This window comes from Weissella sp. ESL1177 (assembly GCF_058107185.1).
Map to the genome: position 1 here is coordinate 169,575 of NZ_CM176591.1, position 18,512 is coordinate 188,086.

General features: G+C 37.7%; 18 protein-coding genes. 16 read left to right on the plus strand and 2 right to left on the minus strand.

What is annotated here, in order from left to right:
- Window positions 1-43: 43 nt before the first annotated feature.
- Window positions 44-493, minus strand: coding sequence for a universal stress protein (locus AC3B5D_RS00845; RefSeq protein WP_489839978.1), 450 nt, complete (start codon window positions 491-493; stop codon window positions 44-46).
- A gap of 555 nt (window positions 494-1,048) precedes the next feature.
- Between AC3B5D_RS00845 and AC3B5D_RS00850 the strand changes: the two genes are divergently transcribed.
- The 13 genes from AC3B5D_RS00850 to tpiA all read left to right on the plus strand — a co-directional run bounded on the left by AC3B5D_RS00850 (window position 1,049) and on the right by tpiA (window position 13,171).
- Window positions 1,049-1,219, plus strand: a complete 171-nt coding sequence (locus tag AC3B5D_RS00850) for a type II toxin-antitoxin system RelB/DinJ family antitoxin (protein ID WP_489839977.1) — start codon at window positions 1,049-1,051, stop codon at window positions 1,217-1,219.
- Window positions 1,220-1,361: 142 nt separating this feature from the next.
- A complete protein-coding gene (locus AC3B5D_RS00855; RefSeq protein ID WP_489839976.1) occupies window positions 1,362-1,742 on the plus strand; it encodes a phage holin family protein in 381 nt (126 codons plus the stop codon).
- A 19-nt stretch (window positions 1,743-1,761) separates the two neighbouring features.
- A complete protein-coding gene (gene hprK / locus AC3B5D_RS00860; RefSeq protein WP_489839975.1) occupies window positions 1,762-2,691 on the plus strand; it encodes an HPr(Ser) kinase/phosphatase in 930 nt (309 codons plus the stop codon).
- Window positions 2,692-2,799: 108 nt separating this feature from the next.
- Window positions 2,800-3,819 (plus strand): NAD(P)H-dependent glycerol-3-phosphate dehydrogenase, encoded by a 1,020-nt coding sequence (locus AC3B5D_RS00865; protein ID WP_489839974.1) that lies wholly within the window; start codon window positions 2,800-2,802, stop codon window positions 3,817-3,819.
- A gap of 7 nt (window positions 3,820-3,826) precedes the next feature.
- Complete coding sequence (gene galU, locus AC3B5D_RS00870) at window positions 3,827-4,702, plus strand: UTP--glucose-1-phosphate uridylyltransferase GalU (RefSeq protein ID WP_489839973.1); 876 nt, start codon at window positions 3,827-3,829, stop codon at window positions 4,700-4,702.
- A 240-nt stretch (window positions 4,703-4,942) separates the two neighbouring features.
- Window positions 4,943-5,899, plus strand: a complete 957-nt coding sequence (trxB, locus tag AC3B5D_RS00875; protein WP_489839972.1) for a thioredoxin-disulfide reductase — start codon at window positions 4,943-4,945, stop codon at window positions 5,897-5,899.
- Between the two features lie 108 nt (window positions 5,900-6,007).
- On the plus strand, window positions 6,008-6,622 hold the full coding sequence (locus tag AC3B5D_RS00880; protein WP_489839971.1) for a histidine phosphatase family protein: 615 nt from the start codon (window positions 6,008-6,010) through the stop codon (window positions 6,620-6,622).
- Window positions 6,623-6,714: 92 nt separating this feature from the next.
- A complete protein-coding gene (locus AC3B5D_RS00885; protein ID WP_489839970.1) occupies window positions 6,715-7,686 on the plus strand; it encodes a beta-ketoacyl-ACP synthase III in 972 nt (323 codons plus the stop codon).
- Window positions 7,687-7,719: 33 nt separating this feature from the next.
- The gene (locus AC3B5D_RS00890) at window positions 7,720-7,905 is read left to right on the plus strand and encodes a hypothetical protein (RefSeq protein ID WP_489839969.1); all 186 of its coding nucleotides are present in this window, start codon (window positions 7,720-7,722) and stop codon (window positions 7,903-7,905) included.
- 185 nt (window positions 7,906-8,090) lie between these two features.
- A complete protein-coding gene (locus AC3B5D_RS00895; protein WP_489839968.1) occupies window positions 8,091-8,357 on the plus strand; it encodes a phosphocarrier protein HPr in 267 nt (88 codons plus the stop codon).
- Between the two features lie 39 nt (window positions 8,358-8,396).
- Window positions 8,397-10,124 (plus strand): phosphoenolpyruvate--protein phosphotransferase, encoded by a 1,728-nt coding sequence (gene ptsP / locus AC3B5D_RS00900; RefSeq protein ID WP_489839967.1) that lies wholly within the window; start codon window positions 8,397-8,399, stop codon window positions 10,122-10,124.
- Between the two features lie 380 nt (window positions 10,125-10,504).
- Entirely contained in the window at window positions 10,505-12,184 is a 1,680-nt protein-coding gene (locus tag AC3B5D_RS00905) for an alpha-glucosidase (RefSeq protein ID WP_489839966.1), read from the plus strand.
- A 207-nt stretch (window positions 12,185-12,391) separates the two neighbouring features.
- Window positions 12,392-13,171 carry a triose-phosphate isomerase gene (gene tpiA / locus AC3B5D_RS00910; RefSeq protein ID WP_489839965.1) on the plus strand — a complete coding sequence of 260 codons (780 nt, stop codon included), beginning with the start codon at window positions 12,392-12,394 and terminating at the stop codon, window positions 13,169-13,171.
- A 186-nt stretch (window positions 13,172-13,357) separates the two neighbouring features.
- On the opposite strand, the gene AC3B5D_RS00915 is transcribed toward tpiA, so the two are convergent.
- Window positions 13,358-14,047 (minus strand): hypothetical protein, encoded by a 690-nt coding sequence (locus tag AC3B5D_RS00915; protein WP_489839964.1) that lies wholly within the window; start codon window positions 14,045-14,047, stop codon window positions 13,358-13,360.
- Between the two features lie 300 nt (window positions 14,048-14,347).
- Here AC3B5D_RS00915 and eno point away from each other — a divergent pair, with 300 nt between their 5' ends.
- The 3 genes from eno (at window position 14,348) to rnr (ending at window position 18,509) form a co-directional block, all read left to right on the plus strand.
- The gene (gene eno, locus AC3B5D_RS00920) at window positions 14,348-15,706 is read left to right on the plus strand and encodes a phosphopyruvate hydratase (protein WP_489839963.1); all 1,359 of its coding nucleotides are present in this window, start codon (window positions 14,348-14,350) and stop codon (window positions 15,704-15,706) included.
- Between the two features lie 133 nt (window positions 15,707-15,839).
- A complete protein-coding gene (gene secG, locus AC3B5D_RS00925) occupies window positions 15,840-16,079 on the plus strand; it encodes a preprotein translocase subunit SecG (RefSeq protein WP_092462720.1) in 240 nt (79 codons plus the stop codon).
- 75 nt (window positions 16,080-16,154) lie between these two features.
- Entirely contained in the window at window positions 16,155-18,509 is a 2,355-nt protein-coding gene (gene rnr / locus AC3B5D_RS00930) for a ribonuclease R (RefSeq protein WP_489839962.1), read from the plus strand.
- The last annotated feature ends 3 nt before the right edge of the window (window positions 18,510-18,512 follow it).

Sequence of the window (18,512 nt, forward strand, 5' to 3'; positions counted from 1 at the left end):
GATAATAAAAATACCAACCGCAATCAGGCTGGTATTTTTATGTTTATTGCACAATCAAAACATCTACTTTTGCATTCTGAACAACGAAAGCTGCAACTGAACCAACGAGTAAACGCTCCAAAGTGTTCAACCCTGACTTACCTAACATAATCAAACCGGTATCGTGATCCTTAGGGAAGTCACGTGCAATGACAGTCTTTGGTGATCCAAATCGGACATGGATATTAACTTCTTGAGCGCCTTGTTGATGTGCAATTTCTGCATACTTGCCTAACTTTTCTTCAGCATCTTGTACTAATTGATAAACAACATCGCCGGAAATTGACATGCCAGCCAATCCAGAAATTGAATTAGTATCAATGACGTATAATAGATCTAAAGCAGTTTGGTTACGTATCGCAACAGCAGCAGCTTTTTCAACTATTGCCTCAGAAATTTTTGAACCATCAAGTGGCGCCAAAATATTCTTATATGCAATCTTATCTTCTGTCATGGCAGTCACCATCCTTATAAATAATTGTTATTCACATAAATCACTTTATATACCTATATTATATACCTAATAACTGGTTATTGTAAGCGCCATCTTAAAATTTAGATAGTAATGGTACATGTATGTAATCCGTATTTAGGTGTCAAATATAAAAAAATTTGCTTTTTAAATTTCACATGGTATAATGTATTTTATGCGATGAGTCGAGAGGATCATTTTAAATGATCTTTGATAAACGGTCCTCATTAACAGCCGAATTGCTGGAGGATGTTAAGGAAGTTGTGGAACTTGCTTAACTGCACATGACTACCTTTGAATTTTTCAATGGGTGTACGTTGACTGATGGGTAACCATCACGTGAGCTAAGACGCGTCAATCTTAGCAATGCCAAATGAAATACACCGTCTTTTAAAAGACGGTGTATTTTTTTATAAAAGTGCAAAATCTTAATAAGTTGTATTTTAAATCTATACTTGATTAAGTTATTTTCTGTGAAATGGTATATAATGAGGTGTGAGTTGAATATATCTGATAAGATACAGGGGGACGTATCACATGGAAAAATTAATTCAAATTCGCGTTGAAGAGGATGTTCGTAATGCAGCAGATGCTGTATTCAAAGAAAATGGGTTAACGACACAACAAGCAGTTAAGATGTTTTTAACCCAGGTTGCTCACAGTGGTGAGTCACCATTTAATGATTTATTTAGAGCTAAAAACAATTAATGTCATCAAGAATTTGCCATCATACTAGAAATGGATATTTCCATTTCTGGTTTTTATTTTGTATTAGATAAATTGTAGGATATTTAGCCAAATATAGGCATAATTTTGATATACTGATGCTAGGAATAACTGGAGGATTTACATGAAAGCAGTTACTTTTAAAAATTTTTCTTTTTGGCAACGAATTATTATTAACACGATTATGCTATTAGCAATGGCCGGATTATTTAGAGATGGTCTATATATTAGAAGTATTTGGACCGCAATATTAGCTGCAGTTATTTTGGGAATTTTAAATGCGCTCGTGAAACCAGTCTTACATTTGCTTGCATTGCCATTTACCATTTTATCGTTTGGTTTATTTGGCTTAATTATTAATGGGTTAGTGTTGTGGCTGACAGCCTGGGTTGTCGGTGATGGCTTTCGATTTGCTAGCTTTGGATGGGCTGTATTCATTGCAATCATTATGTCTGTCGTAAATATGATAATTTCGAGTTATTTTAGTAAAGACAATAAGCAATAGTTAAGATAGGTGTTGGAAAATGGCAAAAGAATTAACAGTAAAAGATTTATTAGATAATACGCGTCTAAAAATCGTCACCGGTGAAAAATATTTAGACCGTAAAATCACAACCCCAGATATTTCAAGACCTGGTCTAGAAATGACGGGTTATTTTAATTATTATGCACCTGAACGAATTCAACTAATGGGCATTACAGAAACATCATTTGCTCATCGAATGAATCATGCAGAGTTATTACTCATTGCAAGAAAAATGATGCAACCAAACACACCGACATTTGTTGTTTCAACAGGTCGACAACTACCAAAAGAATTTATGCAGGTGGCGGACGAAACACATATTCCAGTATTAGCTACTGAATTAACATCCTCAAAAATTTTAGCTAATATGACTTATTTCTTAAGTGGTGGTTTAGCTGAACGTCAATCTGTTCATGGGGTCTTAGTAGATATGTACGGCTTAGGCGTTTTGATTACAGGCGATTCAGGTGTTGGTAAATCTGAAACGGCATTAGAGCTTGTGCAACGTGGTCATCGTTTAATTGCGGATGATCGTGTTGATGTTTATGCGCAAGATGATGAACGTTTGGTAGGGGAACCACCTGCAATTCTCCGAAATTTGATGGAGTTACGGGGTGTTGGTATTATTGATGTCATGGATTTGTTTGGTGCCGGTGCTGTTCGTTCTCATGCAACAATCGCCTTTAATTTGCATCTAGCAAAATGGCATGATGATCAAGAAGTTGATCGTTTAGGAAATGGTGAAGAAATTATTAATATTCAAGGTGTCGACTTACCTCGGTTCGTTTTACCTGTACAAGCTGGACGAAATCTAGCGGTGTTGATTGAAACGGCAGCAAAAAACTTCCGAGCTAAGAAAATGGGCTTTGATGCCACTGAAACTTTTAATAATAATTTGAATAATCTTATTGCTGAAAATTCAAAGTAAGTAGAATATTGTTGATTTATGGCAGTTGATTAATGATAAAATTGCGAAGATATTAGAATATGGTATTATTATGATATTGCCATTCATGCAATAAGAAGGAGGAATCTCGTGAGTAACGAAATTATTGCAGTTTTAGGTGCTGGATCGTGGGGAACGGCATTGGCAAATGTTGCTGCTGAAAATGGACACGATGTTCGTCTCTGGAGCCATCGCGCATCACAAGTTGATGAAATCAATCAGAAGCATCGTAATAGTAAGTATCTTGGTGACAGTCTAATTAATAAAGGCGTTGTTGCGACAGCAGATATGAAATTTGCTATTCAAGATGCGGACATTGTATTGAGTGTCGTGCCAACCAAAGCAACACGTGAAGTTGCAAAGCAGTTGGTAACGGTTCTTAAACAATTAGAGCAACCGATTATTTTGATGGCTGCAACTAAGGGACTGGAACCAGAAACATACAAACGTGTGTCAGAAATGTTGACTGAAGAAGTACCAGTAGCCTATCTACAAGGCCTGGGTGTTATTTCAGGACCATCACATGCAGAAGGGGTTATGGTTCATGATCCAACACTAGTTACAGCAGTTAGCACCGATTTAGCAACTGCTGAGCGTGTGCAATTAGCACTAAGTAATCAAGTTTTCCGTGTTTATACAAATACAGATATTATTGGTTCTGAATATGGTGCTGCACTAAAGAATGTGATTGCTATTGGTGCTGGTGCACTTGAAAGTTTGGGTTATGATGCAAATGCCAAAGCGGCATTGTTCACTCGTGGACTAGCTGAAATTAGTCGTTTAGGCCAAGCCTTTGGTGCTAACCCAATAACCTTTATGGGATTATCAGGGGTTGGTGACCTATTTGCAACCGCAACATCGGTTCATTCTCGTAATTATCGAGCGGGTGTGCAATTAGGCGAGGGTAAGCGATTAGACGAAATTATTGACAATATGGGGATGGTTATTGAAGGTATTTCAACAACCAAAGTTGCTCATGAATTAGCACAGCAAAAGCACGTTGAAATGCCAATTACATCAGCTATTTATCATGTGTTATATGAAAATCAAGATGTTAAAGAAGCAATTCAATTATTAATGGGACGACCAGTCTCACAAGAAGGGAAGTAGAATTATCATGAAACCAGTACGTAAAGCAATTATTCCAGCTGCCGGATTAGGAACACGTTTCTTGCCAGCAACAAAGGCATTAGCAAAAGAAATGCTACCAATTGTTGATAAGCCAACAATTCAGTTTATTATTGAAGAAGCATTAGCTTCAGGCATTGAAGATATTGTTATTGTTGATGGTAAGTCAAAGCGTTCTATTGAAGATCATTTTGATTCAAATCCGGAATTAGAGAATAACTTACGTGAAAAAGGCAAAGATGAATTGTTAAAAATCGTTCAAGAGACAACGGATATCAATTTATACTTTATTCGTCAATCACACCCACGCGGGTTAGGTGATGCTGTTTTGACAGCTAAGTCATTTATTGGTGACGAACCATTTGTTGTTATGCTTGGAGATGATTTGATGAGTGATCAAGAACCATTGACTAAGCAATTGATTGATCGTTACAATACAACTGGTGAGTCAACTTTGGCTGTCATGCGAGTACCACATGATCAAGTGTCAGAATATGGTGTGATTGCTCCTGAAAAAGAAGTTGAACCTGGTTTGCACCAAGTGAATACTTTTGTTGAAAAGCCAAAGCCAGAAGATGCACCTTCTGATTTAGCGATTATTGGTCGTTACCTATTAACACCTGAGATTTTCGAAGAATTAGAGAAAACAAAGCCAGGTAAGGGAAATGAAATTCAATTAACTGATGCCATTGATTCATTAAATAAGCGTCAACATGTTTATGCGCATGAATTTAAAGGTGACCGTTATGATATTGGGTCAAAGATTGGTTTCTTGACAACTAATATTGAATTTGGGCTACAACACCCACAAACTGGTGAAGCTTTGAAAGCATATATTAAAGCTTTAGCTAAAAAATTGGATTAGTGTTATTAGTTATTAAGATGACGACAATCTTGTGCAACACAGTCAAAGGTTAACAACTGACCATATTAGGTGGTTACGCTGTTAGCCTTTTCTAATGTGATTAAGTGGTAGATTGGTTATCATTTTATATTGATTACAAAAAGTAAGTTAAAGTTCTTGCTTTCTTGATAAAAGCATGTAAAATATAGTAGATAGTTAAGAAGACTTCTATTAGAAGTACTTGAAGGGGGAGGTGTTGTTATGACCCAACACTATGACACAATAATTTTAGGTGCTGGTCCTGGTGGCATGACGGCAGCAACTTATGCTTCACGCGCAAATTTATCTGTATTAATGATTGATCGCGGTATTTATGGTGGTCAGATGAATAATACGGCTGAGGTGGAAAATTATCCAGGCTTTAGCAGTATTTTAGGACCAGATCTTGCCGAAAAAATGTATCAGTCATCAACTCAGTTTGGTGCTGAGTATGCATTTGGCACTGTTTTACATGTGCAGGCTGAAGCTGATGGTTCATGGCGTGTTGTGACTGATATGGACGAGTACACAACCAACACAGTGATTGTAGCGACAGGCTCAGATTATAAGAAGCTAGCAGTTCCAGGTGAAGATCAATATACAGGACGAGGTGTCTCATATTGTGCAGTCTGTGATGGTGCCTTTTTCCGTGGCCAACATGTCATTGTTGTTGGTGGTGGTGATTCAGCCGTTGAAGAAGCAACATATCTTGCTGGCTTAGCCGATAAGGTGACAGTTTTCCATCGTCGTGACAAATTACGTGCACAACAAATTTTGCAGGATCGTGCCTTTGCAAACGACAAGATTGAATTTGTTTGGAATACAGAAGTTGAAGAAATTCTAGGTGATGATAAAAAAGTTACTGGTGTTCGAGTGCACAATAATGTCACTGATGAAGTTTATACGGTTGATGCAGCCGGTGTGTTTATTTATGTTGGTGTTTTACCAGTTTCAAGTGTTGTCACTGATTTAGGTATTACAAATGAACAAGGCTGGATTCAAACAAATGAACGTATGGAGACGGCACAACCAGGTATTTTTGCGTTAGGTGACGTTCGTGAAAAAGAACTACGTCAAATAACAACTGCAGTAGGTGATGCTGCGATTGCTGGTCAAAATGTCTTTTCATATAATGAAAACTTTAAAATGCAACAACATAAAATGACAGAACATAGTTAAAAGTCTTAGAGGTGAATATTTGGTATCACGTACCAATATTTGTAGACTTTTTGTAAGGTTGGGACATCTGGTTTGTTCCAACCTTTTTATTTCATAAAGGATGTGTAAATGACAACTTTTTATTTTGTACGTCATGGACAAACTAATGCTAACGCTGAGAATCTAAAACAGGGACAAATTAATACGTTAATAACGCAGTTAAACGATTTTGGTGTTGCACAGGTAAAACGCTTGGCAGATAAATTTGATTTTTCCTTTGCTGACCAGTTAATAGCAAGTCCGTTAGATAGAACGATCCAAACAGCCAAAATTCTTAATCATCGTAAACAATTGCCACTGACAATTGATGATCGGCTATTAGAAATTTCATACGGGCAATGGGATGGGCAGTCGAATGGCTTACTACAAAATCAATATTCTGATGTATTTGATCAAGTCATACATGATGTCACCCCTGATTATGTAAAATATGCTGGTGATGGCGAGACCTTTGAACAAGTTGTCCGTCGTGTAAAAGCATTTTTGGATGACATGACAAAGCAGTGGCCAAACGATCAAATTGTAGTAGTGACACATGGCTTTACAATCAAAGCTGTTGTGATGACAATTTTTGGCATCACAAGCGCGACAGAAAAATTACCTGAACCAGATAATGCGAGTGTGACAAAATTAACACAAACGTTAGCTGGTGATCGTTATTTGTATTATTACAACCGTGCATAGTGGCTAAATATTTTTTTTATTAAAATATTAATGTTTTTTTGTGGTTTGCATGAGTATAATTGTTTTAATAGTACTTAGGAGGAAAGCAGAGCATGACGCAAGGCGTAAGAGTAGTTGCTTCATCGCATTATGTCCCGCAAGATATTGTGACTAATGATGACTTAGCCACAATTATGGATACGAATGATGAATGGATACAAACACATACCGGTATCAAAACGAGGCATGTTTCGTTGCAAGGAGAAAATACGTCGGATTTAGCGACTAAGGCAGCTAAACAGGCACTTGCTCAAACTGAACTAACGCCAGCAGATATTGATTTAATTATCGTCACGACATTTACACCAGATGGCTTGGCACCTTCAACAGCGGCTTTGGTACAAAAAAATTTACAAGCAGAAAATGCATGGGCTTATGATATTTCTACTGCTTGTGCTGGTTTTATTTTTGGTTTAAGTACAGCAGATAAATTTTTACGATCTGGTGTGGCAAAACATGCATTAGTTATTTCAGCAGAAGTAAATTCTAAAATGATGGATTTTAAAGATCGCGCATCATCTGTCTTTTTCGGGGACGGCGCTGGCGCATTTATTTTAGAAGCAAGTAATCAATCATTGTTGGTTGCAGAAGAGATGCATACGATTGGTAATGATGAAGTTGTTCATTCAGGTCGCATTTCGCCATTACGTGAATTATCGGCGGAAAATTATCCAAAAACAGAAGCATTTCACCAAGAAGGTCGTCAGGTATTTAGTGAAGTCGAACGGTTAATTCCAAATCACATGAGACACTTTTTAACAGAAAATGGGCTAACGCCAGATGATATTGACTACTATATTCCACATCAGGCTAATCTTAGAATTATTGAAATGATTGCTAATCAATTGCGACAACCCATGACCAAATTTACAACGAATGTGACAAAGTATGGTAATACTTCTTCGGCGGGAATTGCGATGGGGTTAGATGAATTAAGACATCAAGTATCATTAAGCGGTAAGAAAGTCTTACTAACAGGTTTTGGCGCTGGATTTACTTACGGTAGTCTCTTGTGTCAGTTTTAATAATCGCTGTATAATGTATATTGAGGAGGCAAAATGGATTATAGTCAAATGTTAGATCAACTAAGATCAGGCGAATTAGATCAATTTATCGTCACTTCAAAAGAGTTTTCCGATTTTTATGTGGTATGGCGAGATTATCCGTACCAAAATGCGATTAGGGGCATTGCCGAGCGTGGTGGTACAATTACTTATACAGCAAAAAATGACGAAGCATCATAGAATAAAATTTAGAGGTTAGCTATTCCAAATTATATTTTATGAAAAAAATATGTAAGCGCTTGCGATTATATCTTAGACCTGATAAAATGTACCTATGAAGGTTGGTTAAAAAAGATTGTTGAAAGCATGACTTAACTTAACCCAAAGTAAAAGAATAATATTTAAATTTAGAGGAGATTATCACCATGGAATCACGCGAATTTCACATTGTAGCCGAAACTGGTATTCACGCTCGCCCAGCAACTTTGTTGGTTCAAGCAGCTTCAAAATTTTCATCAAACGTTACTTTGTCATACCAAGGCAAGGATGTTAACTTGAAGTCAATTATGGGTGTTATGTCATTAGGTGTTGGTCAAAATGCTGATGTTAAGATTTCTGCTGAAGGTGATGATGAGGCAGATGCCTTAGCAGCTATTGCAGAAACGATGTCAGCTGAAGGTTTGACAGAATAATTTTGTAACTGAATTAAACAGATTTTAAGGGAAAATAAAATGACTAATAAAATTACAGGAATTGCGGCTTCAAACGGTGTTGCAATTGCGAAAGCATATAAGTTAGTTGACCCAGATCTGTCTTTTGAGACTCGTAAAGTTGACGATTCTCAAAATGAAAAAGACCGCGTTCAAGCGGCCTTTTTGTCTTCTAAGGCAGATTTGGAAACAATTCGTACAAAAGCTGAAAAATCAATGGGTGCTGATGAAGCAGAAGTTTTCACTGCCCATATTATGGTACTGGAAGATCCAGAACTACTCAGTGGTATTAATGATAAAATTGATAGTGATAAGATAAATGCGGAAGCTGCTGTTAAATCAGTGACTGATATGTATATTAGTATGTTTGAAGGTATGGCAGATGATAATCCATACATGGCCGAACGTGCAGCCGATATTCGTGACGTGACAAAGCGTGTCATGAGTCATCTGTTAGGAAAGAACTTACCAAATCCAGCATTAATTGATGAAGAAGTCATTATCGTTGCACAAGATATGACACCATCTGATACGGCTCAATTAGATCGTCGTTTTGTGAAGGGCTTTATTACTAATGTTGGTGGGCGAACAGCGCATGCTGCCATTATGGCTCGTACATTGGAGATTCCTGCTATTGTCGGTTCTGATGTTGCAACGGCAGAAATTGCTGAAGGCGATACAGTCGTCTTAGATGGTTTGGATGGGGTTGCTTTGGTAAATCCAACGACGGAAGAAATCAAAGTTTACCAAGAAAAAGGAGACCAATATATAGCTAAGAAGGCAGAGTGGGCGAAGTTAAAGAATGAACAGTCTGTTTCTGCTGATGGCAAGAATTTTGTGATTGGTGCTAATATTGGTACGCCAAAAGATCTTGATGGTGTCAATGAAAATGGTGCTGAGGGTGTTGGCCTTTATCGTACAGAGTTCTTATATATGGATTCGTCAGAACTACCAACTGAAGAAGATCAATTTGAATCATACAAGAAAGTTCTAGAAAGCATGGATGGTAAGCCAGTTACTGTTCGTACAATGGATATTGGTGGAGATAAGCATCTGCCATACTTGCCATTGCCAGAAGAAGACAATCCATTTATGGGTTATCGTGCTATCCGTATTTCATTAGATCGTGATGACATTTTCCGGACGCAGTTGCGTGCGTTATTGCGAGCTTCTGTCTATGGTCAATTGTGGATTATGTTCCCAATGGTCGCAACATTACCAGAATTCCGGGCTGCTCGTAATATCTTTAAAGAAGAAAAAGCAAAATTAGTCGAAGAAGGTATTGCCGTTTCAGATGATATCAAGTTGGGTATCATGATTGAAATTCCTGCAGCAGCAGTTTTAGCTGATAAGTTTGCGCAAGAAGTAGACTTTTTCTCAATTGGAACAAATGATTTAATTGGTTATTCAATGGCTGCTGATCGTGGCAATGATCGTGTGTCATATTTGTATCAGCCATACAATCCATCAATTTTGCGATTGGTTAAGAATGTGATTGATTCTGCACATAAGTACGGCAAGTTTGCTGCAATGTGTGGTGAGATGGCGGGGGATCCAATTGCCTTGCCAATTCTTGTTGGTATGGGATTGGATGAATTCTCAATGTCAGCAACGTCTATTCTACAGGCACGTTCTTTGATGAAGAAGTTGGATACAAAGGATATGGCTGAACTGGCCGCAAAGGCAGTTGATGCTGAAACAAATGATGAAGTCATTGCTTTAGTAAAAAGTACTGTAACAGCCGAATAATTATGCTGATTAATAAGACTGTCTTGGTTAAGTAACTGAGACAGTTTTTTGCTATCTGTAAAATTAATTAGGAAATAATCATATCAGGGGATCCTTATTAAGGCTTAATGACATTTAATCATTTTTAATGAGGCACATGATTAACACGTTGCAAAATGTTATCGGTAACATGAAATTCTTTGAAATGATGGTTAATTAAACTTTATAAATATATTTAAAATTAAATTGTATTTATAAAAAATTTAATATACAATTCATTAATAATAAACGAGTTTTATCTTTATTTGGAAGCGTTTTCTTTGGTGGGTAGCAGAGTATTGAATGTTCAGTCAAACTCCGATATGCTAAAACCATTAATAAATATTTGGGGGAACATGTAGATGTCTACAAAATGGTGGCAAAACGAGGTTGTTTATCAAATTTATCCACGATCTTTTCAGGATACAAATCATGATGGGATTGGTGATATTCAAGGGATGATTGATCATTTAGATTATATCCAAGAATTAGGGGTCACAATGATTTGGGTATCGCCAATCTACAAATCACCGATGGTTGATATGGGGTATGACATTTCTGATTACCGAGATATTGATCCACAATTTGGTACGTTGGCTGATTTTAAACGATTCCTATACGAAGCAAAAAAAAGAGGGATCAAGGTTATCATGGACTTAGTGGTAAACCATACTTCTGATCAGCATCAATGGTTTATTGATGCGTTGGAGAATCCTGATAGTGAGTATCGTGATTACTATATTTTTAAGCAAAGTGATAACGGTAAAGCGCCAAATAATTGGCGCAGTATTTTCGGTGGTTCAACTTGGGAACCCGTCCCTGGAGAACCAGGAAATTATTATTTTCACACATTTGCATCACAGCAACCAGACTTAAACTGGGAAAATCCGAAATTAAGACAAGCAATTTATCAAATGATTAATTGGTGGCTTGAACTAGGTGTTGCTGGTTTCAGAGTTGATGCAATTACGCATTTGAAAAAAGATTTAGACTGGGCAAGTCTGCCAGCTGATGGTAGTGATGGCTTAGTTTCTGTTATAAAGAAGGGGCAAAATCGCCCGGGTATTGATCTTTTCTTAAATGAATTAAAGGCGACAACATTTGATAAGTATGATGCAATCACTGTTGGTGAAGCATATGGTGTGCCTGAAGAAGACTTAGGTAAATATATTGGTCCAGATGGTTACTTTTCAATGATCTTTGATTTTTCATATATGAATATTGATGTGAAAAACTCTGATGAGTGGTACCGAGGTCGTCGACAGTGGACAGTAAAAGAGCTACGTGAGGCATTATTTGAATCACAACGAGTTGCGTTCCAAGATAAGGGTACCTTGGCAAATGTGTTGGAAAATCATGATCAACCACGTGTCTTGTCAAAATTAATTCCTAACAAAAAATATCAGACGTCAGATGCAGCAAAAGCTTTAGCAACGATGTATTACTTTTTACCAGGTATACCATTTATTTATCAAGGACAAGAAATTGGGATGAAAAATTTTGAGCGTCATGATATTACTGAATTTAATGATGTGTCATCGATTAATAATTATCAAATGGCACTCAAAGATGGTTATTCAAAAAAGGATGCTTTGGCAGCAATCAATGATAAATCTCGTGATAATGCCAGAGTACCAATGCAATGGGATGATTCAAAATTTGCAGGTTTTTCTGATGTGACACCGTGGTTAACGATGGGAACTGATAGGGAGGGTGTCAATGTCCGAGAAGAAATAGATGAACCACGATCGGTTCTAAATTACTATAAGCAACTAGGACAATTGCATCATGATCAAGACTGGGAATCCGTGATAACGACTGGTGATTTTGAACCGATGGTATCATTACCTGATACAGTCGTTGGATATCAAAGAAAACTCAAAAATCAAATATTAACAGTCCTTGTTAACTTAAGTCCGAAAACAACACAATTTGGTAGTGATAGATATGGTAAGGTACTTAGCCAAGTTGGAGACATCACAATAAAGGAAAATACGATTGAGATGTCTGGTTATTCAGCTATCGTGATAGGCCAGTTTTAATTAAAAAATTTTAAGGCTCGCTATCATAATTGTCTATATGTTTAAAAAAAAGAAATCAATTATTTTTTACACGCAATTAACTTCTTTACATAGGGGTTTTCGCCCAAATTTATTGTCTGATTAATAATTTTTATTCATCGTAAAATCTGAATTGGTACATAAGCGTGGTATAATCAAGACAAGCACGATGAGGGGTGGTAAAAGATAATGTTACGACGACCAATTGTTATGGCAAATTGGAAAATGAATAAATTGCCAAGTGAGGTTAAACAATATATTGCAGCAGTGACACCAAAATTAGCTGATTATCCAAACGTTGATGCAGTGTTAGCGGGACAGGATGTTTTATTGAATGCAATGGTAACTGCTGCAGCAGGGACATCAATTGAAATTGGTGCAGAGAATATGTATTGGCAGGATAAGGGAGCCTATACGGGGGAAACTAGTCCAGCAGCACTTGCTGATTTAGGAATCAGCAAAGTTATCATTGGTCATTCTGAACGTCGAAATTATTTTCGCGAAACAGATGAGATGGTTAACTTGAAGACATTGGCTGCATTACGTAATGGGTTATCACCAATTATTGCAATTGATGAAGCTGTGCAATTAGAATCTTTAAACGACCATGCGCATTGGATCGTTAACCAAGTTGTTGAATCCTTAAAAGGAGTCACACGTGAAGAAATGGGACGGTTAATGTTAGCGTATGAACCAACGGCAGCAATTGGCTCAGGACAAGCCATGAGTCCAGAAATTGCACAAAAAAGTTTACGTGTGATTCGTCAAACGGTTGCTGATATGTTTGACCAAGACATTGCTGATCATATTCGCATTTTGTATGGTGGTTCAGTGAAACCGACAAATGCCTATGACTTGCTAAAGCAACCAGACATTGATGGTGTATTAGTGGGGGATGCTGCATTAGATGCAACGACTTTTCTTGAATTAATCAGCCTCGCTGAGCAAGCAAAGCGAGAATTAGCATAATCAATATCAATTGAAAAGAGAGTGAGACAAAAGACGTTCTGAAATTAATTGTTGTTACAGCGAGGTTTCAGTCTTTTAGAACACGTTTAAGGGCGTCAATCTACCGACTAATAGATTGACGCCCTTTTTAGTTGGACATAGCAGCTGATGTTCCAATTCTTTTTATTCTTTTTAAGGGATTAGATACTACCCAACCGATGAGATAGCTGTGTCTGGATTTGGAATAACGACGGCAGATCCATTATCTGAGGCATCTGAGTCATTGTTGCTCGAGACAGATGATGAGCTTTCAGAACTATCACTAGATGAATTGCTAGTTGAACTGCTCATTGATGAACTAGAACTATCTTCAGATTCGGAACTAGCATCTGAACTAGAACTATTTGAAGAACTATCACTAGAAGAACTGGAACTACTACTTGAGTGACCACTTGAGTTATTACTTGTAGACGATGTGTTGGTACTAGAAGAACTAGGTATATTTGATGAGTGAGAGGCAATTGAGCTCGTCTCGCGACTTGATGTTGCACTGCTTTGGCTTTGTGAGCTCATTGCAGGTGAACTGTCATTCGTTGGACTTTGCATCGCTGAATTATGTGAAGGCTTTGAAGAAGTCATTGCAATAGTGCCAGCACTGGCACCAACCTGATTACTACTAGAAAATGTTGAAATACCATTAGCAGCCAATCGAGAACTAAAGCGTTTCAAATTTGATGATGAGTCAACAGCCGCTTGTTTTTGTGATTGTAGATGAGCTGCTTGTTCGATAGGATTGGTTAACCAACCCGAAAAAGCTTGTGAAGTGCTAAGAAAGCCAATTGGAATAATAATTGATAAAATGATTAATAATGAAATGGTGAAAAATGCGCGCTTCATAAATCCTCCCTTCCAAAATAAAATAGTATGATTAATATAGTTTAACGTGCTTAACAATTACATGATAGTCAATCGTATGACAAAATAGCAACAAATAACTTGCAAAATAATGACTTGTGCCAAATAATGATTGATATTAATGACTTTGATCGTGAAATATGAAAAAAATATGATTTTTTAGTAGCGCTTATTAAACTTACAGACGTCGTTGTTAGCATATACTGTGAATTATGTTACAATAAGTTTCGAGGGATATTCCCATATAACTATACTTTCAAGAATAAGTAAGGAGAAGACAACATGTCTGCAATTACTGATATTTATGCACGCGAAGTTTTAGACTCACGTGGTAACCCTACTGTTGAAGTTGAAGTTTACACTGAATTAGGTGGCTTTGGTCGTGGTATCGTGCCATCTGGTGCTTCAACTGGTGTTAACGAAGCTGTTGAGCTACGCGATGGTGACAAGAGCCGTTTCCTTGGTAAGGGAACTTTGAAGGCTGTTGAGAATGTTAACAAAGTAATCAAGGACAAATTGATTGGTATGGATGTGACTGATCAAGTTTTGTTGGATCGTACAATGATTGACTTAGACGGTACACCAAATAAGGGTAAGTTAGGTGCTAACGCAATCCTAGGTGTATCAATCGCTGCTGCACGTGCCGCTGCCGATGAATTAGGAACACCATTGTATAACTACCTTGGTGGTTTTAACTCAAAGGTTTTGCCAACACCAATGATGAATGTTGTTAATGGTGGCGCTCACGCTGACAATTCTGTAGATTTCCAAGAATTTATGATTATGCCAGTTGGTGCAAAGTCGGTTGCTGAAGCTATTCGTATGGGTTCAGAAACATTCCATGCATTGCAAGCGCTGTTGAAGGAATCAGGTCACTCAACTGCTGTTGGTGATGAAGGTGGATTTGCACCTAACTTCACTTCAAACGAAGAACCATTCCAATACTTGTTGAAGGCCATTGAACGTGCTGGTTACAAGCCAGGTAAAGATGTTGCTATTGCTTTTGACGTTGCTTCATCAGAGTTTTACGATCATGATAAGAAGATTTACACATTAGCTGGTGAGCCTGATAAGAAGGAATACACAACTGATGAGTTTATTGATTATCTAGAAAACTTGATTGAGAAGTACCCTGTTGTTTCTGTTGAGGATCCTTTGGCTGAAGCTGAAGACTTGAACGATGAAGAGCAATGGGATAACTGGGCTAAGCTAACTACTCGTCTAGGTAACAAAGTACAAATCGTTGGTGATGATTTCTTTGTGACAAACACAGACTTTTTGGCAAAGGGAATTGCTAAGGGTGCTGCAAATGCAATTTTGATCAAGGTTAACCAAATCGGAACTTTGACTGAAACAGTTGAAGCAATCGAAATGGCTAAGGAAGCTGGTTATACTGCGATTGTTTCACACCGTTCAGGTGAAACTGAAGATACAACGATTGCTGACTTGGTTGTGGCAACAAATGCTGGTCAAATTAAGACAGGTTCAATGTCACGTACTGACCGTATTGCTAAGTATAACCAATTGATGCGTATCGAAGATTTGTTGACTGATAAGGTTGCTGAGTACAAGGGTATTAACAGCTTTTACAATATTGACAAGTCTGCACGTGATGCAATTGTTAATTACGAAGCAAAATAATTGATTTAAATTAATGGAACTGGCTGTTTTTCAGCTAGTTCCATTTTTTTATTGAGACAATTAAGTACCTATGTTATGCTAAATAGGTATATATGATTGAGATTAAAAATCGAAGAAAGAGGAGGCACCAAAAATGTACGACATATTATTAACAGCAATGATTATCGTTGGTGCATTAATTATTATTGCGGTTATGATGCAGCCATCTAAACAACAAGATGCGTTGTCAGCATTGTCAGGTGGTGGCGGTGGTGATTTGTTTGCAACCCAAAAGGCCCGAGGATTTGTTGCGGTTATGCAACGAATTACAGCAGTCCTTGCAGCAATCTGGTTTATTTTGGGATTGGCGCTAGTTTACCTTTCTTCACATTAAAAAATTACCAGTGCGCAAGACCTCTCGTGACAGATATGACGAGAGGTCTTTCATTTTAAGAATAGTGAGAAATAAATGGATTTACAAAATTTACAAAATCAATTATTTGTTTTTTTGAAAGGTAATCCAACCCAAGCTTATCCAGCACAAACGTTGACAGATGGGTTGCGATTAGATGATACAAACGCTTTTAAGTTAGTGGTCCAGGCTCTAGCTGCATTAGAGCGTGATGGCAAAGTGAAAGTAAATGATCAGGGTGCATTTCAATATAATGCCATTCATGAAGGTATCATTGGTATTTTTAAAGCTAACGACAAAGGCTTTGGCTTTGTTCATTATGATGAAACAGCGCCTGATGTATTTGTTAATCCTGATAATACAGCTTTTGCAACGCAAGGTGATGAAGTACGTGTGAAACTCTTAAATAAGGGTGATGATAAACGTGGTCCTGAAGGAAAAGTTGTCGAAATTGTCAGTCGAGGTCGTGAACAAGTTGTTGGTGAATTTTCTTTAGGAAGTGCTTATAAGGGTTATGTTGGGAGCATTCACTTAACCGATAAGAAATTAGCTTCTTTTGAATTTTTGGTAAAAGAGGGGGGCTTGGTTGCTACTGACGGTGAAGTTGTTGTGGCTGCCATTGCAACATATCCTTCTGCAGAAATGCCAAAACATTTTACGGGAGTTGTAACAGATAAAGTGGGTTATAAAGATGATCCGGGTGTAGATATTTTGGAAATTGTCTATAATCATGATGTCCCACATGTTTTTCCAAAAGCAGCGCTAGCACAAGCAGAAAAAATTCCTGACGAAGTTTTAGATAGTGAACGTGAAGGTCGCGAAGATATTACGGATCAATCCCTAGTGACAATTGATGCGATTGAATCAAAGGATTTAGATGATGCGGTCGTTGTTTGGAAGCTACCAAATGGTAATTTCCATTTAGGCGTGCATATCGCAGATGTGTCACATTATGCAGTTGAAGGTACGCCACTAGATGAGGAAGCGTATAACCGAGGCACGTCTGTTTACTTGACTGATCGTGTGATTCCAATGTTACCTCGTAAAATATCAAATGGCATTGCTTCTTTGAATCCAGGTGTTGATCGTCTTGCAATGTCTGCAGAGATGGAATTTACGCCAAAAGGGAATCTAGTTAATCATCGTTTACATACTTCAGTGATGCGTTCACATGCACGCATGACTTACAAAGCAGTTAATGCTATCTTGGATGGTGATGAGGAAACACGCTCAGAATATTCTGAATTAGTGCCAATGTTTGAAGATATGGCTGAATTGCATGAAATTTTAGCTGCAAAGCGTACGGCACGGGGAGCTATTGAGTTTGATGCACCTGAAGCAAAAATTATTGTGGATGAGCAAGGCAAACCAACGGATATCGAGCTGCGTGAACGTGGTTTATCTGAACGAATGATTGAATCATTTATGTTAGCTGCTAATGAAACTGTGGCGATGCATTTCGATTTAGCGAAAGTGCCATTTTTGTATCGTGTTCATGAGACGCCAGATGCAGATCGTGTCCAAAACTTTATTGAGTTTGTGAAAGCTTTAGGTGCGCCAGTTAAGATTGATCCTGAAAAGGTGAAATCTACTGATTTGCAAGCCATTCATAATTTCTTTGTTGACCGACCGGAAGAACAAATGGTTTCTACGATGATGTTGCGCACCATGAAACAAGCAAAATATTCTAATGAACCATTAGGACATTTTGGTATTGGTGCACAATATTATACACACTTTACTTCACCAATTAGACGGTACCCTGATTTGACAGTCCACCGTTTGATTAAATGGTATGAGAAGAATGGTCTTAACGAGGAAGCACAAGCCAAATATGCGGATAAACTAGCCCAAATTGGTGAAGATACATCAACGAAAGAACGTCGTGCAGTAGATACTGAACGTGACACAGATGCCATGAAGAAAGCCGAATTCATGATGGATAAGGTAGGCGAAGAATTTGATGGTGTTGTCAACGGTGTGTTGAAATTTGGTATGTTTGTCTCATTAGAGAACACAGTTGAAGGACTGATTCATATCTCGAATTTTACAGACGATCAGTATGTTTATGATGAAGCGCATATGGCATTGATTGGTCGTCGTTTACATCATATTTATCAAATTGGTCAACCAGTTAAAGTTCGGGTTGTTCGAGTTGATAAAGAGCAGGCATCGATTGATTTTGTCCTAGTTGATCCTGATGATGCACCTGTAACAGATATTAAGGTACCAGAAGAGCATCGCGGTGCATTTGGTCGTAATCGTGGTGAACGTCGTCATAACGATAAGAGAAATCGATCGTCAAAAGGAAATAAAACGCATAATGATGGTAAGTCATTTGGTGCTTATCAAAATAAACGGACACCAGAAGCAAAACATCAAAATGTTAATCGTAAGGGTCGTCATAAGTAATTC